Genomic DNA, 24583 nt, shown 5'->3' on the forward strand with positions numbered 1-24583 from the left:
TTGAATTCGAGCGTGTACTGCGCCCGCTTTGCCTTGACCGTCATCGTTTCTTCTCCTTGCTTGAGTTTACACACTCAGCAAGAGATTCGTTTTTCGGGGGCAAGGTCACTCAACTATGTCAGTACGCGGAGCAACGATTCAACTTACTCCTCCGCTAACGCCAATGACGCTTCAGCCGAATCGCGAGCAGCGCAGTCGATCATTTTGTCTTTTCGTGCCGACGGTTCTTCGGAAAACACCGATTCTGGCAGGATGTCCAATTGCTTAACGATCAAATCTGCATCTGCAGGAACCCATACCCTGATTTCGAAATCGGTGACGGCGGTCTCAATGGAAATCTTCATGTCCAAAAGCAATTGCCCATCAGTCGATGTTGCCAGCGGCTGCGAAACCAACACCTCAGATCCCTTTCGCACGGCGGCGTCAACGTAGGCCGCAGGCGTGCCTAAGGCTTTTACCTGACCGCGAATTCTGATCTGGTAGAGCCCCGCGGACAATGTCAAATAGGGACCATAGAGAAGGTATCCTTGACGCCCGTCTGTCTGCACGATTTGACCGACTCGCGTACCGACTTGAGTGCCCAATCGAGCGTCGGCACCAACGTAGCGATGGCCACCATCCGGCATCCAGTCGGTCATCCACTTGCCGTTGAGCAGAACATCGAGAAGCTGTTCTGTTGACTGCGCCCACGTCAGCCACGGCATCTCGTCCGAACAAGGAGCCTTATTCGCCTTGTAAAGCGAAAGCCACTGCTCTACAGCTTCACTCAGCGCAGAAGCCTGCAATCCAGAGAAATAGTAAGCGTGTTCGCCAGCGACTTCGCAAAATACGGGAAGATCACGGGCGATAATCGGTAGCTTATGCTGCGCGGCCTCGATAAGCGGCAAGCCAAATCCTTCTCCCTCCGAGGCCGCAATAAGACAAGTAGATGCAGCGTACACTCTTTCCAGATACTGATCGCTGACGCCCTCAAGCCAGAATAACTGCTTGCCGAGTTTTGGATGATTCCTAAGGGAAGCAGCCAAACCGTCCATCACCCAACCTTGTTTGCCCACTATTACTAAGCAGACAGTTGCTCCCTTTGCCCAGAGCCGTTCAAACGCTGCCAACGTTTGAGTATGGCCCTTGCGCGGCTCGACCGTACCTACCATCAAAAAGCTGGGACGTGATGCAATCTCCCTCAATACAGACTCGGCATCCGCAGGAAGATCCTTCGAGGGCGTCGACGCAGCAATATCGCCCCCCAAGTGGAAGTAACCGACCTTGAGAGGGAGCAAGCGAGTTGGTCCGTTGATCTTTAACCAGTCCACCATCTCGTCCGCGACCGCACGACTGATACAGATGATGCCATCACAGCACGCCAAAGTTTTTAACCAATCGTGATGCAATTCAGCGGCGCCCGGCACGAAAGCCCGCGAAAGCAGAATCGGAAGCAAGTCGTAAACGACGAAATGTACCTGAACGCCCTGGTTGCGCATCTCTTGATAAAACGGCACCTGGTCACGCACCACATAGTGCTGGAGATCCAACCCAAGAAATAAATCGCCATTATCAAATTCGACGACTTCATCATTGAGAAAACAATCAGGATAACCCAGAAAACGTAGAGTGAAAGTGCGAGCGTAGCAATACCCTATCCCGGGCACTGCATGAACAGGTTCGACCCGATAGCCATCGGGAGGGTTTGTTAGCAACTCAAGCAGAACACTTCTTACCACTCGCTGAATTCCAGTTTTGCTATCACGCTGCGCCAGTTCAGAGACATCGACGAGCAATTGGCGCGTCTTTAGCTTAGGCTGGAAAGATTTCGCAAGTGCGTATGCCAATTCCTTCAATGGACCTTGAGCAACGAGTCGTGGATCAGCTTTGGCGACCCGCTCGGTCAACACGTCAAGGTTTGTTGTGGCTAACCGATATGCCCTCTCTATTTCAACGGCATATTGGTCGGTGCACAGTCGGGGTGCATGTAGCGTCTGAACAATCTCTCTTGCTGTTTCGCCCAATTGCTGGCGTTTGCTCGCACTACGCCAAAGCGTTTCGAGCGCTTGACTGAGTTGCGCGTCTTCAAACTCGTCCGGAATTTTCCACACGCTGTTGCCTGGCAGATCGACATTACTTCCGTGTGCATTCACGATGGTCGGGAGACCAAAGTTCATGCAGTCCAGTACGGCAGCCGAAGTTTCGCCACGCGATAGCGTGCGCAGCTGTACTCCCACGTCGGACGCCATCATATAACGTTTGAACGTGGCAGTATCTGCCCAGCCGGTAATACGAATACGAGCTCGTACACCGCTACTCGCAATTTTTTCAAGTAACTGGCTGCCATATTCCCCGGCATCATTTTGCCCGACAAAGACGAGCACACACTTGTCGCTTTTAGCTAGTGGAGAAGCGAGCCACGAATCAAGCAAGCGATGATTACTTTTATTTCTTCCCAACATTCCAAAGCTGCAAACTACAAATGCATCTGGATCCAAGGCGAGCTCGTTCCGCGCAGAGATCCGATCGATGTTCAGAGCGGCTACTCGCAAAAGAGGTATGATCGCCCAATCATCGGCTGAGCGCTCCCCATGCCAAAGCTCTGCGAGTTTCTTTGAACTCTCTGAATGGACGATGACTCCCAAGGCCTTCTCTATTACCCGACGATTTGCTGGATATTTCCACGCGACGCGCGAAACGTCTCCATTAAAACGATCTTTGAGTACGGGGTAGCCATATTCCTCGTACAGCGTAGACGGCCAAACGTTTCCGTTACCGGAGACAGCCCCTACGTATTCAGTGGCGTGGCCGAGGAAAAAATCATGCAGCACTACCACGCCCGGGATCTGGTCGATCAAACCAAACATATGCTTGTGAAATGGCGAATTGCCGAAATGGTAAAGCACCCTGTCGTAACGATCGGCATGCTTTTTGAACCAGTCAACGGTTCGTACCGGACAATTCGCCCTTATCCACGGATCCGAAATTGATTCCTGATCGACTACGACATCGATTTCGTAGTGGCGAGCCAGTTCAGGTAGCAATTCTGCGCTGTAATCGCTGATTCCAGTGCGCTCGGGTGGTAGTGGCGAAACATACGCCAGCTTTGGCCGATGGTTGCCTATCGAGGGTTGAGGAGCGCAAGCGCTTTGGCTGCTATGCCACGTCTCTATGGCAGACAGGGCCGCTTTTGCGCTGGAATCCCATGAAAAACTTTCTGCCTGTTTCAGCCCATGTTGTTCGAGCTCACGACGAAATTTGTCGTTAACCAGAACTTGTTCTAACTTATTGGCAATAGCGTTGTCATCATGCGGATCAAAGAGCGCGTCTTCACGGCCAAGCACCTCCGGCAGACTCGACGTCTCTGCAGCGATTACCGCACGACCACAGCACATCGCTTCCAACGCCGGCAAGCCAAAGCCCTCGTGCCAAGACGGAAAAACGAAAGCCTTGCAGAGATTGTAAAGCGCGATCAAATCTTCCTCGGGCACAAAACCTGTCAGCACAAGTTCATCGTCACCCAAGCCGACTTGCTCCGCAAGCGCCTCAAGTTCAGCACGGCTGGCCGGCTGAATTGAACATACAATCGCCAATTGATGGCGAGCGCGTAGCGCCTTGCCGATCCGCGCATAACCGCGTATCAGCCCCTCAATATTCTTACGGTGGTCAATGCCACCTGTGTACATTACAAACGGACGGTGCAGCCCGTAACGTTTGCGAAGTCCAATTTCTTTTTTTTCGCCAATTTGTTGCGGCAAAAATTGAGCGTCGGCAGCTGTCGAAATGTTAACAGCCTGTACAGCCGAAAAACCTAGACAACGGATACCTTCCTGACGTGAAGACTCCGATATCGCAAGCACCAAATTGGCACGACGCAGATGATCAATCTTATTTTCGTACCATTTTTCGACTACCGGATTTCCGAGATACAGGTCACGGTTAATCAACGGAATCAAATCGTAGAGAATGACCGCAGTCGGTACGTTATTGCTGAGACTTCCAATACTCGTGACAGCAGAATCCGTTAGACCTTCAAAAAGGCTACTAACAAGAACCATATCCGGCTTAAGGTCTGCGATGAAAGCTTCACGCACTAATTCTGCGCCTTTTCGCCTCCATTCATTGTCGGCATCAAGATTGTTAACCGGACCAGGCGCATACCAGACGCGAACGTGCGTTTGCGGCAGCAAGCCTTCAAAAGCAGCACGGATCGACTCGATGGTTTCGGGGAATTGGCCGTTGAGTACCAGGAAAACCTCATGCTGCCCAGCGTTCCGAACAATGGCCTTTGCAAGAGACAAAGTGTATCTGCCAATACCTCGGTTTTTGTTCTCCGCCTGCGCGCCTTGCAAATCAATAACGATACGCATCATTCGGCCCTCTCAGCATGAGCGTGTGCTTTTTTAAGTTGAAAATAGATAGATCTAGCACGTGGCGAAATCTGTTCGATATTCTCCGGCTCAGACGCAGGGACCGAGGTGATTTCCGCGGCTTGATGGGCGTTGTGCGACGAAATGATATCTGCTTGTCGTTGCTGAGCAATAAGGTGATGAAGACCATTGAGAGCCGCCTCCATCTGATTGAAGCGGTGACTACCCTCACTCCCGAGCACAAATAACTGATTTTCAATAATCCGGAGCTTGCGCTGCGTCGTGCGATTGCTTTCCGCGCCGCTGAGAAGCCCGAATAGCCACCCAACTAGAGGAAGCTGTGCCTTCCGATGGCGCTGGATGGCCTCATCCAGCCCCGCCAACGTAGCTGCATGTGCTTTGCCCTCCGACGAAAATCTCAATTGTTTCAAAAGCCCGATTTTTGAGAATCCCGCACGCAGTCTTCCCAGGTAATAACCCAGTCCGTCAGGATCGGGAGCCCGGCCTAATAGTGTTTTATAGGCACAGAGAACAAACGGCCGGTCGTGATGGGCCAATAGCTCGGACAGCGTGGACGCTGCAGCCGGCATAGCCGTGTCAGCCGCCTGTGTGGAGGAAAGCATGAGGGACTCGATGGATGCGTTGCTAACGTTGATCGTACTTGGCTCTGAAATGGGCGGCGGGACAGCTTGGGATGCCATGCTGTCTGCCGCCTCATTACCTGCCGCGTCAGGGGCTACCGACTGCGCAGCAACATATAAGGAGCGCTCGCTAAATGCTTCGCGAGCGATGACAGCTTGCGAAGCCGCGGCAGCCGTCGCCATTGACTCGATCGTTTCAGAGGAATTATGAGAAGCTAAGCGAGCATTCCTCTTAAAGACGCTGAGCGGGGCCAGTTTGCGCAGTGGTGCCGTCATGCGCCACGTAAGTGAGGCATGTGTCGTTGCCAAACTCTCCTGGACGTGCGCGAGAGATTGGCGCAGCCGTAAACTGGTTTCCTGCTCTTCCAGCATCTCGGCTTTGAGACGCGCCTCCGCAATGGCGCATGCGTCGAGCAGGCGGCTGCGCTCACCAACCGCAGCACTGAGCTCGGCATCATGTCGTTGCGTCTGCAATTCCTGGGCGAAGTGGAGTGCCTGCGCCTCACTTCGCAGATCGGCTATTTCTTTGCGGAGCGCTCTTTCAAGTAGCGTCCACTCCTGCGCCTGTCGGCGGGCAGCCTCTTGCGCAGCTTGGTGTTCCTGGATTAGGGCACGCTCGCTCTCAACGTGCTGGCGTCGTAGCGCGCTATCTTGATCGCCATGGCTGCGCACCAATTCGACCCTTTCCCGGGCTGCTTGTTGCTGGATCCCCAACAATTGCGCGGATATCTCCCGCTCACGCGTTACCTGATCACGCAGAATGTGTTCGAGCACCTGCCTCGACTGGCTGCATTGCTCTGAGTGCTCGCGGCGCAGTGCCCGTTCTTGTTCCAAGTGGCTGCGGGCCAATTCGGCCTTTTCTTGCTCGGCTTGCTGCTGGGTCGCCAACAATTGTGCGGCGACATCTCGCTCGCGCTGGGCCACTGCATTCAAAAGTTTTTCCAGCCGCGCTTGTACCTGTTCCGCTTGCTCGGACAATGCCCGCTCCCGCTTCTCCCGGTCTTGCTGCATTTGGCGAAGGTCGTCTTGCTCGACTTTCAATCGTTGATGGAGCACGTTTTCGCGATCGATGTGTTGACGGCGTAATTCGCACTCTTGTTCGATGTGGCTTCGCGCCTGCTCACTTCTCTCTTGAGCCGCTTGATGTTGAATCGCCGACAGATGCGCAGCAATCTCTTGCTCACGCTTTACCCAATTCTGTTCGTGCTCGGCTTGCACCTTCTGCAGCGAGGCGAGATTCAGATTGAGGCCTTCAATCTCACTGTTTCTGGACTGCTTCTGCCGTTCGATTTGAGCAAGAGCATCACTAACTTTCTCTTGACTGCGCTGCTCAATCAATTGATGAAAGGACGCAGTGGATGAACCATTGAGGGCGAATCCGTCGAAAACATTTGGAGGCGCCCGGAACGCGTCCTTGAGCTCTGGATGCGCGTCCGATACGTAATAGCGATTCACTCCGTCGAAATAGACCGGAACATAGCCATAGGAGACCAGTGTTGCCTCCCAGGCTTCATGCGATTCAGTCTGAGTCAAGGGAAGCGTGCTTTCAACGACGACAATCCACGGGCGAACCTTAGAGCCCCCCCAACTGGATAGCACTTCGCGCTCAAGCCCTTCTACATCAATCTTGAGCCAATGTATTTCAGCCCCCGTCGTCGTTTCAAGAATCGCCGACAAGGTAATGCAAGGCACGACAATTTCGTGGACATCAAACCCGCGTTCGCGATGTTGCGCCGCTATGCCGGCGTCTCCGGTCGAAATTCCGGTACCGGGAATTTCAAAAAAACGCAACGTACCCGGAGAACTCCCAATAGCCGCCTGAATAACCGTGTCGCCAAGCCGTTGTTGCCTCAACAATTCAGCATAGTGCGGCGTTGGTTCGACGTGAATACCACGCCAGCCGCGCTCATGAAACGCAAGGCTAACAGAATCGACAATCGGGTCCTGAGCACCAATATCTATGTACGAGCCGCCTTCGATGTGCCCAAGGGCGCGCCAGATCATGACGTCTTCGAAATTCTGGGCGTAAGAAGTAATGCTCACGTTATAACTTCCGGGTCAAAGGCTGGGCAAGTTCAAGTGCTAGGTGCGTCGGGTTTCATGATGAAAACGACATACGATCAAGCAGGTACTCGCTTGACCGCAACGGCCGCGCGTGTAGGAAGTGCTTGATAATTCCGCGGCAGTCGGAAAACAACGATGTCCATTTCGCTTCGAACTCAGCCCCGCTCCCGAGCGCTCCAAAATATCGATAAACCGCTATCTTCACTTCTCTCTAGACGGCTTTAATCGCGGCAACATTGGCGCGTCGCGTACACCCACGACACGCTCCGGGCGATTCATTTTATATACAGCTCAACGACCCACGGCATCGCGCCAGACCAAGTGATTCACGCATCAGGGCCCCGGCCTATTCAAGGCTAACGGCACAGGAGAAGCAACAATGCACGCCCATTGAGCGCCCGCCGCCGAAGCACGCCAAGCACAACCCTCAACCGGACTTCCGACATAATGAATGCCGAATTGAAAACATTCGCACGCCTAGGATAGAGCCGCAGCAAGTTGACCAATAATCCGGTCAACATTCAAAAAATGGGCCCCGTTAGTCACTTTAATGCAGGACCTACCACGATCTATCCCCCGCCTACCTAAACGTCTGAACCCCCGTAATCACCGGATACGCCACCGAGAACACCACATTCAAGAACTTCTGCACCTCGGCGATCGGCGCATTCGACACATACAGCAGATCCTTGTTATCCATCATGAAGCTCTGCGCGACGAAGAACGAATTCGGGTCACGCAAGTTCACGCGATAAACAACCGGCACCTTACCGTCGGCGGTCGTACGCACAGGAGTATTCGGCCATGGCAACGCCTTCGCATCTTCAAGACGGAAGATAAACACGCCCTGAGCATCCGAGCGGGAATCTTGCAGACCGCCGGCGCGCGCCAATGCTTGAGCAAGTGTGATCCCCTGCGCCTCGAAATTGATTTCCTCGTTCTTGCCAGTCGCGCCAAGCGATGTAAAGCTGAACGGCTGGAACAGCGCCGTCACCACATCGCCCGCGCGCAGCGGCACGTTCTGGTGAGGGTCCCGAATTACCGTTTCGAGCGGCAACGAAGCCACTGTGTCACCGCGCGTCACCTGAATCGTGATCTTGTCGACGGGCTGTTTTACGCCGCCGGCCGAAGCCAATGCATCAAGCAGGCGTTCGCCGCGCGCACTCAAAGGCATCCGGTTGCTACTGGCCACATCACCCACAACCGTGACATACGAAGTCGCATTGCGCGAGAGTTTCACCAAAACTTGCGGATCGTGGGCGATATTCTTCAGGCGCGCAGTAATGTCACGCTGCAATTCATTCGGCGTACGCCCCACCGCTTTCAATTCACCCGCGAAAGGCACATTGATTTTCCCACTGCCGTCGATCGTCTGATCGGGCAGTACGGTTACGCGCGCGTTGCTGGTGCCGCCCTTCGAGTCCAATTGCGCGGCCCCGAACAGCGTGGCGGGCGGCGCCTCCCAGATCGACACTTCAATTGTGTCGCCCACACCAAGCTGCTGCTGGAACGAAGTGCTATTGCCTAACGCAGCGGAAAAATTGCCAACGCTGCGCTCGGCAAACAGCTTGCGCGCGACATCATCCGTCACGTCGACGATCTGAATGCCGGCCGGATTGGCTGGGGCTGCAGCGCTATTTATCTGCGAACTGCTAGGCCCAGACGTGGGAATACTCGAGCAACCGCTAAGCGAAAGCGCGCCAAAGGCAACCCCGGTAAAAATAACACGACGAGACAGACGCGACATTAATTGCAATAGTTGGTAAGTAATTTGAGATCGGCGCGAATTGTCTCATGCTGCAGGGCGAAATGGCGCGGTGTGAAAAAAAATCCACACTCCATCAGCCAAGAATTTCATCATAAGCACACTAATCTCCGCCTCACTGCAGACGCCAGCTAAGTGACTGCACATCAGACGGGGACTGGGGGAACTCGATTTTCTAACGAGACGAAGCGACTGGGCATGCGATCACTGTAGAAAAGCCAGACTAAAAAAATATCCTCACTAACGGCAAACGTTTGCACCGCAATGGACACTACCTCGTCTGTTTCCGTGCATGGCAATTTATCGCTGGCCATTCAACAAGCCAATACCAATCCCTACATAAAGTTCTGGTATCGGCCCAGCGTCACTGATGCGTGGCGCATGCCATGCGAGCGCGCAATTATGCGTAGAGTCGATGCGTGAGCGCCTCACCGGCATCAGCCCCGAGCGAATCCACTGCAAGGAGAATCCGCTGCAGCCCCTCTTGCGGAGTAAGCTCAGCCGTATTCAACCTCAATTCCGGTTCAATCGGAGGCTCGTAGGGCGAATCAATCCCGGTGAATTTCGGCAGCAAACCCTCTCGCGCCTTTTTATAGAGTCCCTTGACATCCCGCGCCTCAACAATCTCAAACGGCGCGTCCACATGCACCTCAAAGAATTGCCCACTCGCGAATAGCGCTCTAGCCGCGTCCCGATCCGCCCGAAACGGAGAAATCAATGAAGCAATAACGACGATGCCCGCATCGACTATCAATCGCGCAACTTCAGCAGCCCGCCGAATACTTTCGTGCCGGCTGGCATCGGAAAAGTCCAGATCGTTGTTCAAACCCCGCCGCAGATGGTCACCATCGAGGAGAAACGTACGCAGACCACGGGCCTGTAGCTCTTTCTCCAGCATGCTTGCCAGGGTCGACTTGCCGGCGCCGGACATGCCGGTAAACCAGATGACCAGCGGCCGCCGCTGCTTCATTGACGCCCGGCTGCTCCCTGCAATCTTGGTTGCCGCGGGAACAACGGTGTCGTTGTAACTAGTTTCCATCACTCTCAGATATATATATGTATTAACCGCTATCTAATGCGCATGCCGCCTAAATGGCACTTGACCCAATCGCCATGCAAAATCCAAGCCGACGATGCATCGGCGGTCTCACGCCTGATACCAACGCTGCCTGTAAAAGTCGCACTGAATTGGCTGCAACCCGCACCACAGCCGTGCCAACTAATGCCTTACCAAGATGTTACAAAACGTGAACGCGAATTCTCTCACGCACTCGGGTAAAATGGCTCGTTGTAAAAAAAAAGCCACACTCGAAGGACTGAAAGTCCGTACGACAGCCGAGAAAAAAGCACCTCAGTGTCAACCATCCACCTGGACGTCACGCGCCTCCTCACGCGTCTTTATGACGGGCTTTTGCCCACTGGCGTAGATCGCGTCGGTCTCCAATACATTCAAAAGTATGGCGCTCGAGCGCGCGCAATCCTTAGCGAACGCGGTTTTTCTACGGTTTTAACCGAGAGAGATTCACAGCAAACGTTTGCAATGCTGCTCTCATCGATCCGCAATAGAAACGCTATTCGTGCCTTAGTCGTACGCGCGTGCCTTAATCGCTTGCGAGAAACAAGACTTAATGGTGTGTTGTTGCATACGAGTCACAACGGGATGGAATTCGGACGCTATTACCGGGCGATGGCAAAGCGTCAAGTTCGCCCCGTATTCATGGTTCACGATTTAATCCCGTTGACCCATGCCGAATATTGCCGCCCGGGAGTCGATGCAACGCACCGGCACCGCATGCACACAGCGCTGAGGCACGCGAGCGGCCTGATCGCCAATTCGCAAGCCACGCTCGACTCGCTCGCGGTCGAAGCCGAACGCGCCGGTCTCAAGCTCCCGCCGAGCGTAGTCGCACGCCTCGCCTCAGGTGTCACCGAACGCCCACTGGTAGAGCGCCCGCTGCCCTCACCCTACTTCGTGATGCTCGGCACGATCGAGCCGCGCAAGAACCACTGGTTCATCCTGCATGTGTGGCGGCGTATCGTCGAACAACTCGGCGCAGCCGCACCGAAGCTGGTTGTAATCGGCCGGCGCGGCTGGGAATGCGAAAATGTCGTCGATATGCTGGAGCGCTGCGAAAGCCTCAAAGGCGTCGTGATAGAAGAAGCGCACTGCTCCGACGAGCAGCTTCATGCTTATCTCCAACACGCTCAGGCGCTACTGTTCCCGTCCTTCGTCGAGGGATACGGCATGCCGCTCGCCGAAGCGCTCGCACTCAAGGTGCCGGTGCTCGCCAGCGACCTCGACGTTTTCCGTGAAGTCGCCGACGACATTCCGGACTATCTCGACCCACTCGACGGTCCCGGCTGGCTCGCCAGCATCCAGGCCTATGCCCAGGCCAACAGCCCGGCGCGCGAAGCACAATTGACACGCATCGAACGCTTTTGCGAACCGACATGGGCGGAGCATTTCGAGCATGTCGACGGCTTTCTTGAGACGCTGCGTTAGATGAGAGAGCGTTCGGAACATCTATGGATCGATCGATGGTCCGGGCGCCTCGCTTTGCGCCTCGCCCGCGTCTGCGGTAAGGGCGTCAGCGTCGCGTGGCCTGGGCCGGTCTGGTCGCGAGGCGTATCCGGTACGCCCCTGTTGTCGTGGTTCACGGTCCCGGTAACCGATGCTAACGCTGATGCTTTCGCTGTCGCGATCAATTCGGCACTCACCGTCGCGCTCAAACACAATCTGAGCGCCGGCGCCCCTCCCGAAGTCGAGCGACTGATGCAAAGGTTCGTGCGCAGCCATGCCTCGACAAAGCGTCGAACGCAATCCGGCTGTCCCGCGGCGTTACTCGAGATCAAGCGCCTAACCCGCGTCATGCTGATTGACGAGCGCGCCCGTTCTTATGAACTCGGCGCAATAGCAGCTCGAAACTCCCGTCGAGCCTTCGTGCGGATGGTGCAAGCCGCGCGGTCCGCCCACCCTCAAGCCGAATTCTGGATCGCCCGATCGGATGACAACGGCGCCGGGCGCTGGCTTTCTTCATCGGTTGACGGTATGCCGCCCGGCGTCCGGTGGCTGGCCGATCACGAATCGCTGTGCGCCGCATTGCCTCATGTCGATCACGTCTACACGTTGGGCGCCTCGGAAGGCATGCATGCGCTTCTTGCCGGCGTGCCGGTACATGTATTCGGCGCGCCCTATTACGCAGGCTGGGGATTGACCGACGACGACCTGCACTTGCCGAACCGCAGCGCACGGCCCACACTCACCGCACTATTCGACGTGGTCTTCCTGCGCTTCACGCGCTATCTGAATCCGTTCACGCACACTCCAGGCACGCTCGACGATCTGCTCGACAGTATCGAGCTGCAGCGGACAATCGAGCATCGTTTCGCAGATTTGCAGCACGTAGCAGGGATACGCTTTCAATGGTGGAAGCGTCCGTTTGCGACTCCGTACGTAAGCGCCGGCGGCGCTACGCTACGCTGGACGCGCGAGCCGCAATCCGTGCAGACGAACGAATGCGCAGTACTGTGGGGCGCGCGCAGCGCGGAAGGTCTTGCGCCCGAGGTTCGCTACGTCAGGATCGAAGACGGTTTCTTTCATTCGACAGGCCTTGGCTCCGACATGATCGCGCCGCGCAGTCAGGTGATCGACCGCCGCGGCCTCTATTTCGACGCGAGCCAGCCGAGTGATCTCAGTGTGCTGCTCAACGAAACCGAGTTCAGCGCACCCGAACTGGCACGCGCCGCGGCGCTGCGCGGGCTGGTTGTCAGGCTCGGCGTCACCAAGTACAACCTGGGCCGACGTCGCCCTGCGTGGGCCGCACCGGAAGGCAAACAAGTCGTACTGGTCCCGGGCCAGGTCGCCGACGATGCGTCAATCCGTCTCGGCACACGCGCCATCGGCACGGCCGACGCGCTGCTGCGCGAAGTACGCAGGCTGCGTCCCGACGCTTTCGTGGTCTACAAGCCGCATCCGGACGTGCTGTCGGGTAATCGCAATGGACTGATCGACGCGCAGCAACTCGCGGACATGGTCGATACGGAAGCGGACTTGCTGTCGCTCGTCGACGTAGCGGACGAAGTTCACACACTCTCGTCGCTCGCAGGCTTCGACGCGTTGTTACGCGGCAAAGCGGTCTTCACGTACGGGCTGCCTTTCTATGCGGGCTGGGGACTCACGCACGACGCACTCGCACCGGTGCCATGGCGGCATCGCACGCTAACGCTGGACATGTTATGCGCGGGCGTGCTGCTACGTTACCCGCTCTACTGGGACTGGCGCACGCGTCTTTTCACGACACCGGAAGCGGTAGTCGAACAGCTCGCGCCGCAGGCCGCACGACCGCTCGAACAGGTCCGTGGCAACCGCATGCGGCCGCTGCTCAAAGCAATCCGCTGGACCCGCAACGGAATCCGTCATGCGTCATGGCGTTTCCGTCAAAGGCTCGCGCTCTAACCCCCAGCCACGCTGGCTGAAAAAATAAAAACCCCGCAAGACCTTCACCTTGCGGGGTTTTTCTCAAGCAGTGGCGTTCTTCGCTTACCGAGACATCATATGCATGCTGACGTTATGCATGATCCACAATGACCCGACGATCAGAATCACAGCCGTGAGCACCGTAAAGCCGAACGCCATGACATTCCAGCGCTGTGCCGACGACGCATTCATGTGCAGGAAGAAAATCAGATGCACGACGATTTGCACGAACGCGAGGCCAGCGATTGCAAGCAGAGCGTTCTCGCCGGTCAACGTCCCGTTGAGAACGAGACCGAAGGCCGCGGCAGTCAGGATGACGGAGAGAATGAAACCCACCGTATAGCTGCCGAAGCTGCCGTGACTTTCACCGCCGTGTCCTTCGTCCGGGTGTGCCAGGTGTGAGTGATGGCTATGGTCCATTTAGATCACGCTCGCAAGATAGACAAAGGTGAAGACGCCAATCCATACGACGTCCAGAAAGTGCCAGAACAGACTCAGGCACGTCAGGCGAATCATGTCGCGTTCGGTCAGATCGCGGTGACGCATCACCTGCACGGCGAGCACCACCATCCAGATCAGGCCGCACGTCACGTGCAAACCGTGCGTGCCGACCAGCGTGAAAAACGACGACAGGAACGCGCTGCGGCTCGGGCCCGCACCCTGTGCGATCAGGTGCGAGAACTCGCGCATTTCCAGCACGAGGAACGTGAGACCCAGCAGGAACGTCACGCCGAGCCAGAAGAGCAACACGCCCTTCCGGTTCTTGTGCGCGCCCAGCATCGCGAAGCCGTACGTGATACTGCTCAACAGCAGCATCGACGTTTCAAGCGCGACGCCCGGGATCTCGAACAGATCTTTACCGGTCGGGCCACCCGCGAACTGATGGCCCATCACCGCGAAAACGGCGAAGAGCGCGGCAAAGATGATGCAGTCGGTCATCAGGTACAGCCAGAAACCGAATACCGATTGCGACGGCACATGGTCCGGCGCGAGATGCGGTTGAACCGCAATAGTCTTCTGTAGCATCAGTCCACCTCTACCGCAATGTGGGCACCAGCGCCGGAGCGTTTTTCCTCAATCAACGCGACCGTGTCGGCCGGGATGTAATAGCCGTCGTTGTCCTGGAAGCTATAGACGATCACCGTACCGATTGCGCCGACCAGGCCGACGATCGCAAGCCACCAGATGTGCCACACACCGGCAAAGCCGAGCGCAAGCGAGAACAGACCAACCAGCAGACCCGCTGACGTATTCGACGGCATATGAATGTCGCGATACACCGGCTCTGCTTGCGGCGCTTTGCGCGACTTCATATCGGTGAACGCGTCCAGCTTGCGCACCGTCGGGATGATCGCGAAGTTGTACACCGGCGGCGGCGAGCTCATCGCCCACTCCAGCGTATGACCGTTCCACGGATCGCCCGTGACGTCGCGATTTTCCGGCAGATTGCGGTCACGGATACTGACGTACAGCTGCGCCAGCTGGCACGCAATACCGATAGCGATCAGCCCTGCGCCGAACGCGGCGAGAATCAGCCACGGATGCCATGCCGGATTGTCGTAGTGGTTCAGACGACGCGTCATGCCCATGAAGCCGAGCACGTACAGCGGCATAAACGCGACATAGAACCCGACCAGCCAGAACCAGAACGCAGCCTTGCCGAGTTTTTCATTCAGCTTGAAACCGAACGCTTTCGGGAACCAGTAGTTGAAGCCGGCCAGATAACCGAACAGTACGCCACCGATGATCACGTTGTGGAAGTGAGCGATCAGGAACAGGCTGTTGTGCAGCACGAAGTCCGCGCCCGGGATCGCCATCATCACGCCGGTCATCCCGCCGATCGTGAACGTGATCATGAAGCCGATCGTCCACAGCACGGGCGTGGTGAATTCCAGACGGCCCTTGTAGATCGTGAACAACCAGTTGAACACTTTCACGCCGGTCGGAATCGCAATCACCATCGTCGCAATACCGAAGAACGCGTTGACGTCAGCGCCCGAACCCATCGTGAAGAAGTGGTGCAGCCACACGAGGAACGACAACACCATGATCGCGCAGGTTGCCCACACCATCGTCTTGTAGCCGAACAGCGGCTTCTTGGCGAAGGTGGCCACGACTTCCGAGAAAATACCGAACGCCGGCAGGATCAGGATGTACACCTCCGGGTGACCCCATGCCCAGATCAGGTTCAGGTACAGCATAGCGTTGCCGCCGCCGTCATTCGTGAAGAAGTGCATGCCGAGGTAGCGGTCCAGACCGAGCAACGCGAGCGTCACGGTCAGGATCGGGAACGAGGCCATGATCAGCACGTTGGTGCAGAGCGCGGTCCACGTGAAGACCGGCATCTTCATCCAGGTCATGCCCGGGGCGCGCATCTTCACGATGGTCGCAAAGAAGTTCACGCCGGTGAGCAAGGTGCCGATACCGGAGAGCTGCAAACTCCACAGGTAATAGTCGACCCCGACACCCGGACTGAACTGCAACTCCGACAGCGGCGGATAAGCCAACCAGCCCGTTTGCGCGAACTCACCGATCACCAGCGACACGTTGATCAGAATCGCGCTGACCGCGGTCATCCAGAAGCTCAACGAGTTGATGAAGGGGAACGCAACGTCGCGCGCGCCGATCTGCAGCGGCACGATCAGGTTCATCAGGCCGATCATGAACGCCATCGCCATGAAGAAAATCATGATGACGCCGTGGGCCGTGAACACCTGGTCGTAGTGATGCGGCGGCAGATAGCCCGGGCTCATATAGCCGAGCGCCTGTTGCAGACGCATCATGATCGCGTCCGAGAAGCCGCGCAGGAGCATGATCATCGCCACGATGATGTACATGATGCCGAGCTTCTTATGGTCGACGGAGGTCAGCCATTCCGTCCACAGGTAGCGCCACTTGCCGAGATAGGTGACGGTGCCGAGCACGGCCAACCCGACGAGCGCCATGAAGATGCCCGCGCCCACGATGATTGGCTCGTGGTACGGAATCGCATCGAGCGTAAGTTTTCCGAACATGCGTTACCCCTTACCCTTTGGCGCACAGTTAGCGTCGTTCATGTTGTCGAGGACGTTACCGTTGTTGTATCGGGCAATGATGTTGTGAAAGAGCTTCGGATCGACCGACGAGAAGTAGCGCACCGGCTCCTTCTCCGTAGGCGCCGACATCGCGTGATAGCGGTCCATGTCGAGACGGTCGGACGAGGCGCGGACCTTGGTGACCCACGCGTTGAACTCGTCGGGCGACGTAGCGAGCGCGCGGAACTTCATGTCCGAGAAACCCTTGCCGCTGAAGTTCGCCGCGGTGCCTGCGTAGTTGCCGGCCTCGTCAGCGATCAGATGCAGACGCGTTTGCATACCCGCCATCGCGTAGATCTGGCCACCGAGTTGCGGAATGAAGAAGGAGTTCATCACCGTGTCGGACGTGATGAGGAAGTTCACCGGCGTGCCGACCGGGAACGCCAGCTGGTTCACCGATGCAATGCCGAGGTCGGGATAGATGAAGAGCCACTTCCAGTCGAGTGCGACGACTTCGACGTTGATCGGCTTGACCTGCGACTCGAGCGGCTTATACGGATCGAGCTCGTGCGTGCTCTTCCACGTCAGCACGGCGAGGAACAGAATGATCAGCGTCGGAATCGTCCAGATGGCGATTTCGATGCCGGTGGAATGCACCCATCCCGGCTTGTATTCGGCATTCCGGTTCGACGCGCGATAGCGCCATGCGAACAGCAGCGTGAGCGCGATAACCGGAACGACCACAATCAGCATGGCCCAGACCGACGTGGCAATCAGCTCACGTTCCGCCAGCCCCACACTCCCCTTCGGATTCAAAATATCGAGGTTGCTGCAACCCGAGAGCAACAACACAAGGCCGGCGGAAAGGAAACCTGCCGACCCTCGCAGCGTCTTTCCTTTCATATCCATTGCCTTTCTTCTACGACTTCAACGAACGTCATTCGACCGCTCTCCATTAGTAAGCGATCGCATAATAGGGGGTCGTCAAGGGGATATAAACACTCGTTTTCGCAACGATCTATTGCGCCGCAACACCGTGTGACATGTTGCCGCACGGCTGTGCGCACGTGAGGGTTTGCAATGCGCTATTGCGAAGTACCGGCGGAATCGCCGGGTCACAAAAGTCCTTTAAACAAGCATTAAAACGCAGTGCGACCTGAGCGGTTGCTCTGCGCGGATGCTCGAAAAGGACGTATGTATGGGTGCGAAAAAGCGCGTCCATACTGGCAACATCCTGGCAAAGGATGTTGCACCTGCGACACGCGCCTTGTTTCGATCAGCCCGGTGTGCGTGCCGCGACAGTAGCGGGCGCCGCAGCCTGCAGGTGCTCGCCACCTTCAGCCGGAACGGAGTCTGAAGGATGCAGGCTGCGTTCCGACTGCGCCAGCAGCGTGCCGACCGACGGGTCGATCGCATCGGTGAACGGCTTCGGATTGATGCCGATGGCCAGCACCAGCAACGCCATCGCGCCGAGCAGCACGAATTCGCGCTTGCCGAGGTCCTGCAGCTTCGCGACGCGTGCATTGGCAATCGCGCCGAAAATCACGCGCTTGTACATCCACAGCGTGTAGGCCGCGCTCAGGACCAGCGTGGATGCCGCGATTGCGCCGATCCAGAAATTGAAGCGGATCGCACCCATCAGCACCATGAACTCGCCGACAAAACCCGAAGTGCCCGGCAAGCCGATATTGGCCATCGAGAACAGCATCACGAACGCGGCGAAGCGCGGCATGGTATTGGCAACGCCGCCGTATTCAGCGATCGAAGCCGTCTTTGTGCGGTCGAAAAGCATGCCCGTGCACAGCAGCATCGCGCCGGACACTACGCCGTACGACAGCATCTGCACGATCGCGCCAGCCTGGCCGATGCGGTTGAAGACGAACAGGCCGAGTGTCACGAGGCCCATGTGCGCGATCGTCGAATACGCGAGCAGGCGGCGCATGTCGGTTTGCACGAGTGCCAGCAGGCTCGAATAGATCACCGCGACCAGCGACAGCGTGATCATCATCGGCGCGAAGAAATGGCTGGCTTGCGGGGCGATCGGCAACGCGAAACGCAGCAAACCGTAGCCGCCCAGCTTGAGCATGCCGATCATCACCGCGGCGCCGGTCGGGCCGTCAAGGTGGACGTCGGGCAGCCACGTATGCAGCGGCCACATCGGCACCTTCACACCGAACGCAGCAAGGAAGCCGAGGAAGATCAGCACTTGCGGCCACGTGCCGAGGCGCGTTTCACGCCACAGCGCGAGGTCGAAGCTGTGCGTCTGCGCATACAGGTAGAGCATCGACATCAGCATCATCAGCGAGCCGAGGAACGAGACGAAGAAAAACTTCACCGCGGCATATGAGCGGTTCGAATTGCCCCACGTCCCGATTAGCAGGTACAACGGAATCAGCGTCGCTTCGAACGAGATGAAGAACAGCATGCCGTCCATCGACGTGAACACGCCCTGCATGAAACCCGACAGCATCAGGAACGCGCCGAAGTATTGCGCGGTGCGCTCGGTGATCGACTCCCACGAGGCAACCACGATGATGATCGTAGTCAGCGCGGTCAACGCGACCAGCCACAACGAAATGCCATCCACGCCCACATGCCATGCGATATCGAACGTAGGCGACCAGCGAACGTTCTCGACGAACTGCATCGACGTCACGTCGTTGCGGAAATTCGACACGAGCGGAATCACCGGCAGGAAACCCGCTATCGCGCCGGTCAACGCGAGCCATCGCGTGCGGCTACGCGCCGCGTCCGATCCGGCACGCAAAACCACCAGGCCGGCGACAATAGGGATCCAGATGAGTAGGCTAAGAAGCGGAGGCAATGACATGTGTTCTGTTGAAAACTTGAAATACAAAACGCCATATCAATGCCTTCAAAAACGAAAGCATTGAAATGGATATGTAGGCTTGATTTCGCTGAAATTGACGTCGAAGCAGTGCTGCCTGCCTCACGTTTACCCGCAGTCGAATGACCAAGGGTGGGAGATTACCAAGATAAGAATACTTTTGCAGCGCAACAACGCTGCAATGCCTCTGGTAATGCTTTGTTGCCACGTCTGCCCTTGCGAAACGCCAAAAAATGTGCAGATGCACAAAGCGATTTTGTCAGGGTATACACCATGCTTTTTACATGAAGAAGCAAGCAGTTGGCGGGCGATTAGCCACTCTTGCACAACCGCTTCGACGCGACGATCGCACCGAAATAAATCATTCTGGTGCACGACACGCCATCAAAGCCGATTTCGAGCCGCCGGCGAAAATTTAGCGCGTCCACGAACAGAAAATTTTTTTGATCCGGCACTCTAAAGAAGCGCCGGCGCGAGCCCGAAAAGACCCTGTCGATCTGGGTGGCGGTTCATTATCGGACAGGTATCGGGCGATGGCTGCGCTCGCCTGCGAGCCTTACAGAACCCGAATATACTTCGGCGGTTCAGGGGCCGACGCTCATGCGTAGTACGGTAGTTCTTCGCACGCTTGGACGCCGCCCTCACCGGCCAGACTTATCGGATACCGCATGCTGCTTCGTGATGAAGGTGTCGTTCCCGCGCTCGAATGCCGTGGGCTAGGCAAGACGTATGGCGCCGGCCGCATCGTGCTGGCGCACCTCGATTTCACGCTCGCGCCGGGTGAATTCGTCGCGATCATGGGTGACTCCGGCGTCGGCAAATCGACGCTGCTCAATCTCATTGCCGGGCTCGACAGTGCGGATAGCGGCGACGTGATCATCGACGGCAGCGCAGTTTCGCGTCTGGATGACAACGCAGCAACGCGATTGCGCCGGCAAAAACTGGGCTTCGTGTTCCAGGCATTTCACGTACTGCCTCATCTGACACTCGCGCAGAATGTCGCTCTGCCGCTGCTGCTAAACGAGCTGCCCACGGCCGGCGCGCTCGATATGCTCGCAGCCGTCGGTTTGAGCGGCCGTGGCGATGATTTTCCGCGGCAACTGTCGGGCGGCGAATTGCAACGCGTCGCCATTGCGCGGGCGCTCGTGCATCGCCCGAAACTGATTCTCGCCGACGAACCCACCGGCAACCTCGATCCCGATACCGCACACGAGGTACTCGGCTTGTTCCGCACGCAAAGCAAGGCAACCGGCGCGGCCACCATCATGGTCACGCACTCGGAGGCGGCCGCGGCAGTGGCGGACCGCATTCTGATTCTGAGCGACGGCGGTTTGCACGCATCGTCGTCCGGACGTACCGCCTTTTCCGGCTCGCTCCCCGACGCTCAATCCGCTGCGCGTTCGGCCGATGATGCACGCTGATCCACACCCGCTGCAGCGAATGCGAGGTCATCGCACGCTCGCGCGTTGGCTGTTGGGCGCAGAGTGGCGCAGTCATCGCGGACGCGCACTGGTTGCGATCGCAACGATCGCGCTCGGCGTCGCGCTTGGCTACGCCGTTCAATTGATCAATAGCGCGGCATTCAATGAATTTTCGGCGGCGGCGCGCAGCCTGTCGGGCGAAGCCGATCTGCAAGTGCGCGGTGCGCAACCTTTGTTCGACGAATCCATCTATCCGCGTTTGTCGACTGAGCCCGGTGTGGCGTTGGCGAGTCCGGTACTCGCGCTCGATGTCACCGTGCCGGATCAGAGCGCCGCACTGCCGGTGCTCGGTATCGACGTCTTCAAGGCAAGCCGCATTGCGCCTGATCTGATTGGCGTTCCGTCGCCGGATCGGCCGTTCGATACGCTCGCGGCTGATACGGTGTTTCTCTCGGCGGCCGCGCAACAATGGTTGAACGTGAAGATCGGCGATGACGTGGCATTGCAAAGCGGCACGTCGATCGTGCACTTTCGCGTGGCCGGCGGTCTCGTGAGAACGCGGCCGGGTCAGCGGCTCGCGGTGATGGACATTGCCGCCGCTCAGTGGAAGTTCGGCAAGGTGGGCAAGCTGTCGCGCATCGATGTGCAACTCGAACGCGGCATCGATCGCGAACGCTTCAAGCGTGATCTGCAAGCGCAGCTCGGCAGCCGGTGGGTGATCTCCGAGACGCGCGACGCTGAAAGCCGCACCGATCGTTTGTCGCGCGCCTATCGAATCAATATGAACGTGCTCGCGCTGGTGGCGCTTTTCACTGGCGCGTTCCTCGTGTTTTCGACGCAGGCGTTGGGTGTCGTGCGGCGCCGTGCCCAGTTCGCAATGCTGCGCGTGCTTGGACTGACGCGCGGCCAGTTGCTGCGCCAGATCCTGATGGAAGGCGCCCTGCTCGGCCTGCTCGGTTCGCTGTCCGGACTCGCGCTCGGCTATGCGCTGGCGAGCGGCGCGTTGCGCTTTTTCGGCAGCGACCTGGGCGGCGGCTACTTTCCCGGCGTGCAACCGCACGTCGGTTTCGAGCCGCTCGCGACCGCACTATTTCTGATGCTTGGCATCGCCGTGTCGGTATTAGGCAGTCTTGCCCCTGCATTGGAGGCGGCCCGTGCGCAGCCTGCGGCGGCGCTTAAAGCCGGCGCCGAAGAAGGTGCACTGGCGCGGCTCGCTACGCCGTGGCCCGCGTTGACATGTCTGCTGGTTGCCGCGGCGCTCACGCAGGTGCCGCCGCTGTTCGATGCGCCTATTGGCGGCTATCTGGCTGTTGCGCTGTTGCTGGTCGGCGGGATTGCGCTGATGCCACGCGTAACCGCTTTGATCTTTGGTGCAGCGAGCCGTGCTCTCGGCGCGCGGCGTCGGGCCGGCGCGGCGAGCACGTTGGCACTGGCGCGTCTCACGAATGCACCAGGCCATGCATCGATCGCGATGGGCGGCGTGCTGTCGAGCTTCGCGCTGATCGTCGCGATGGCGATCATGGTGGCCAGCTTCCGCGTTTCTGTCGAAGACTGGTTGGGCCACCTGCTCTCGGCCGATCTGTACGTTCGCGTGGCGCCAAACGGCGACACCGGTGGTTTGCGCCCCGACGAACAGACTCTGCTGCGTGCCGTGCCGGGCATCAAGACGGCGGCGTTTGCCCGCACCTCGCATCTCACGCTCGATCCTGCACGGCCGGACGTCGCCGTGCTCGCCCGTGAAATCGACGCCGCCGATCCTGGTGCGAATCTGCAGATGACTGGAGCAACGCTGCCTCCTTCCGCGTTGCATGAGGGCGAGACACCTGTTTGGGTATCCGAAGCAATGGTCGATCTGTATGGATACAAACTCGGCCAGCGCGTGCAGTTGCCGCTCGGCGAGCGCGGCCACGTGTTCGTTGTGGCCGGCGTATGGCGTGATTACGTGCGGCAGACCGGTGCGATTCAGATACGGCTTGCGGATTACCGGCGCCTAACTGCCGACACAGGCGCGACGGACGTGGCCGTTACCGTTCAACCGGGAACGAGTGTCGAACGTGTGATGGCCGGCCTGCGTGCGCTGCCGTTCGGCGCATCGCTGACCCTGTCGCAACCGGGTGAAATCCGTGCACGTACGCTGGTTATTTTCGATCGAAGTTTTGCCGTCACTTATCTTCTCGAAGGGGTCGCGATCGTGATCGGCCTGTTCGGCGTCGCCGCGACGTTTTCCGCGCAGACACTCGCACGGGCCCGCGAGTTCGGCATGCTGCGGCATGTGGGTGTGACCCGCTCGCAGGTTCTCGCGATTCTTGCACTCGAAGGCGGAATGCTCACCGCTTGCGGCATTGTGATGGGATTTGTTCTTGGATTCGCGATCAGTCTGATCCTGGTGTTCGTCGTCAATCCGCAGTCGTTTCATTGGAGCATGTCGCTGCACGTTCCATGGACTGTGCTCGGCACGGTGGCGTTGGTGATGCTGGCTTCGTCGTGTTCGACGGCAGTGATTGCAGGACAAGGCGCGGTGTCGGTGGATGCGGTGCGCGCGGTGAAGGAGGATTGGTGATGGGTGGGTCGTCGCGTGAGGTGGTCCCGGAGGCGACGTATAAAGCGGCGCATGGATCGACGCATCAAACGCCGTATCAAGCGATGTATCAAGTGACGTGTCGAGTGACTGCTTGCTCTTATCGAGCTGATCGCGTCCGCCTGGCGCACAGCGTTCAAGGCAGGTCATCGGCTGCGCCGCCGCGCCTGGCAAGTGCACGAAGGCTGAACGCAGCGATTCATGCGGCGTTGCTTTGCTTGGGTTTGATGGCTACCGCATCCGCGTTCGCCGCGACCCCCGAGTTCGCAGCGGTCAAGCCGGATCATCGGGTCGCCCTTCCGCAGGACACCGGCGCACATGCGGCTTTTCGCACCGAGTGGTGGTACGCAACAGGCTGGCTCACGACACCGGACAATCAGCCGCTCGGTTTCCAGATCACCTTCTTTCGCTCGGCAACCGGTCACGACGCAGCGGACCCGAGTGCGTTCGCACCGTCGCAATTGATCATTGCCCACGCCGCGTTAAGCGATCCCGCGCTTGGTCATCTGACGCACGATCAGCGCATTGCCCGCCAAGGCTTCGGGCTGGCGTATGCGAAGCCGGACAATACCGATGTCAAACTCGATGCATGGAAAATCGTCCGTGCCGGCGACGGTCACTACGACGTTACAGTGGACGCGAACGGATTCGCGCTGCGTCTTGCGCTGACGCCAACGCAGGCGCCTTTGGTCCAGGGCGAAGGCGGCTACTCCCGCAAAGGCCCACGGCCCGAACAGGCGAGCTATTACTACAGCGAACCGCAATTGCGCGTGACTGGCAGCGTAGTTCGACCAGTCGCGGCAGGCAGCAAATCGACGGGCGAAACGACCGTTACCGGCGCGGCGTGGCTCGATCACGAATGGTCCAGCACGCTGCTAGATTCCGACGCTGTCGGATGGGATTGGCTCGGCGCCAACCTGACGGACGGTTCAGCCTTGATGGCTTTCAAGGTCCGCAGTCGCGATGGACACGCAATATGGGCACATGCCGCACTCAGAAATCGCGACGGTCAGGTGACGACGTTCGGCCGCGATCAGGTCGATTTCACTCCAGTTCGCACATGGCGCTCGCCACGGACGAACACGTCGTATCCCGTATCGATGACGGTGAAAACCGGCGCGCTTACGTGGCGCCTCGATCCGTTGATGGACGACCAGGAACTCGATTCCCGTCAGTCGACGGGCGCAGTGTATTGGGAAGGAGCAGTGCGAGTGAGCCGTGATGGCGCGGACGTTGGACGTGCGTATCTGGAGTTGACGGGGTACGCGGACGCGCTGCGGATCGGGAAGGAGTGAGCGGCGCTCCTGACCAAATTTTCAGGGCCGTAAACGCAGAAACCCCACCTTTTCGGGGTGGGGTTTCTGGTCTTGCTGGGGAGCCTGACGATTACCTACTTTCACACGGGAATCCGCACTATCATCGGCGT

At 57.9% G+C, this 24583-nt stretch carries 14 protein-coding genes; 5 read left to right on the top strand and 9 right to left on the bottom strand.

The features are described 5' to 3' along the window. Nucleotides 1-143: 143 nt before the first annotated feature. The 4 genes from KHO33_RS40350 to cysC all read right to left on the bottom strand — a co-directional run bounded on the left by KHO33_RS40350 (nt 144) and on the right by cysC (nt 9858). The gene (locus KHO33_RS40350; RefSeq protein ID WP_234480932.1) at nt 144-4352 is read right to left on the bottom strand and encodes a glycosyltransferase; all 4209 of its coding nucleotides are present in this window, start codon (nt 4350-4352) and stop codon (nt 144-146) included. Beyond that, the gene (locus KHO33_RS40355) at nt 4349-7033 is read right to left on the bottom strand and encodes an FkbM family methyltransferase (protein ID WP_200568292.1); all 2685 of its coding nucleotides are present in this window, start codon (nt 7031-7033) and stop codon (nt 4349-4351) included. Before KHO33_RS40355 ends, KHO33_RS40350 begins: the two co-directional genes overlap by 4 nt. Nucleotides 7034-7634: 601 nt before the next feature. After that, nucleotides 7635-8801 carry a polysaccharide biosynthesis/export family protein gene (locus KHO33_RS40360; RefSeq protein WP_200568293.1) on the bottom strand — a complete coding sequence of 389 codons (1167 nt, stop codon included), beginning with the start codon at nt 8799-8801 and terminating at the stop codon, nt 7635-7637. A gap of 418 nt (nt 8802-9219) precedes the next feature. Continuing rightward, on the bottom strand, nt 9220-9858 hold the full coding sequence (cysC, locus tag KHO33_RS40365; RefSeq protein ID WP_200568294.1) for an adenylyl-sulfate kinase: 639 nt from the start codon (nt 9856-9858) through the stop codon (nt 9220-9222). A gap of 315 nt (nt 9859-10173) precedes the next feature. Between cysC and KHO33_RS40370 the strand changes: the two genes are divergently transcribed. Further along, on the top strand, nt 10174-11322 hold the full coding sequence (locus KHO33_RS40370; protein ID WP_200568295.1) for a glycosyltransferase family 4 protein: 1149 nt from the start codon (nt 10174-10176) through the stop codon (nt 11320-11322). Continuing rightward, nucleotides 11323-13275, top strand: a complete 1953-nt coding sequence (locus KHO33_RS40375; RefSeq protein ID WP_200568296.1) for a capsular polysaccharide biosynthesis protein — start codon at nt 11323-11325, stop codon at nt 13273-13275. A gap of 84 nt (nt 13276-13359) precedes the next feature. Here the strand turns inward: KHO33_RS40375 and cyoD are convergent, their stop codons facing one another. The 5 genes from cyoD to KHO33_RS40400 all read right to left on the bottom strand — a co-directional run bounded on the left by cyoD (nt 13360) and on the right by KHO33_RS40400 (nt 19140). Continuing rightward, the gene (gene cyoD, locus KHO33_RS40380) at nt 13360-13716 is read right to left on the bottom strand and encodes a cytochrome o ubiquinol oxidase subunit IV (protein WP_093644557.1); all 357 of its coding nucleotides are present in this window, start codon (nt 13714-13716) and stop codon (nt 13360-13362) included. Next, the gene (gene cyoC / locus KHO33_RS40385; RefSeq protein WP_200568297.1) at nt 13717-14322 is read right to left on the bottom strand and encodes a cytochrome o ubiquinol oxidase subunit III; all 606 of its coding nucleotides are present in this window, start codon (nt 14320-14322) and stop codon (nt 13717-13719) included. It lies immediately after the preceding gene. Continuing rightward, nucleotides 14322-16310, bottom strand: a complete 1989-nt coding sequence (cyoB, locus tag KHO33_RS40390; protein WP_200568298.1) for a cytochrome o ubiquinol oxidase subunit I — start codon at nt 16308-16310, stop codon at nt 14322-14324. Before cyoB ends, cyoC begins: the two co-directional genes overlap by 1 nt. A gap of 3 nt (nt 16311-16313) precedes the next feature. Then, on the bottom strand, nt 16314-17213 hold the full coding sequence (gene cyoA / locus KHO33_RS40395) for a ubiquinol oxidase subunit II (protein WP_054038736.1): 900 nt from the start codon (nt 17211-17213) through the stop codon (nt 16314-16316). Between the two features lie 373 nt (nt 17214-17586). Then, on the bottom strand, nt 17587-19140 hold the full coding sequence (locus KHO33_RS40400; protein ID WP_054038734.1) for an NADH-quinone oxidoreductase subunit M: 1554 nt from the start codon (nt 19138-19140) through the stop codon (nt 17587-17589). A gap of 686 nt (nt 19141-19826) precedes the next feature. On the opposite strand from KHO33_RS40400, the gene KHO33_RS40405 reads away from it, so the two are divergent. The 3 genes from KHO33_RS40405 to KHO33_RS40415 all read left to right on the top strand — a co-directional run bounded on the left by KHO33_RS40405 (nt 19827) and on the right by KHO33_RS40415 (nt 24452). Further along, a complete protein-coding gene (locus KHO33_RS40405) occupies nt 19827-20579 on the top strand; it encodes an ABC transporter ATP-binding protein (RefSeq protein WP_054038614.1) in 753 nt (250 codons plus the stop codon). Next, the gene (locus KHO33_RS40410) at nt 20569-23139 is read left to right on the top strand and encodes an FtsX-like permease family protein (RefSeq protein WP_200568301.1); all 2571 of its coding nucleotides are present in this window, start codon (nt 20569-20571) and stop codon (nt 23137-23139) included. The genes KHO33_RS40405 and KHO33_RS40410 overlap by 11 nt, the downstream gene beginning before the upstream one ends. A 245-nt stretch (nt 23140-23384) precedes the next feature. Beyond that, the gene (locus KHO33_RS40415) at nt 23385-24452 is read left to right on the top strand and encodes a lipocalin-like domain-containing protein (RefSeq protein WP_200568299.1); all 1068 of its coding nucleotides are present in this window, start codon (nt 23385-23387) and stop codon (nt 24450-24452) included. The last annotated feature ends 131 nt before the right edge of the window (nt 24453-24583 follow it).

Source organism: Paraburkholderia nemoris, from assembly GCF_905221015.1.
GTDB lineage: Bacteria > Pseudomonadota > Gammaproteobacteria > Burkholderiales > Burkholderiaceae > Paraburkholderia > Paraburkholderia nemoris.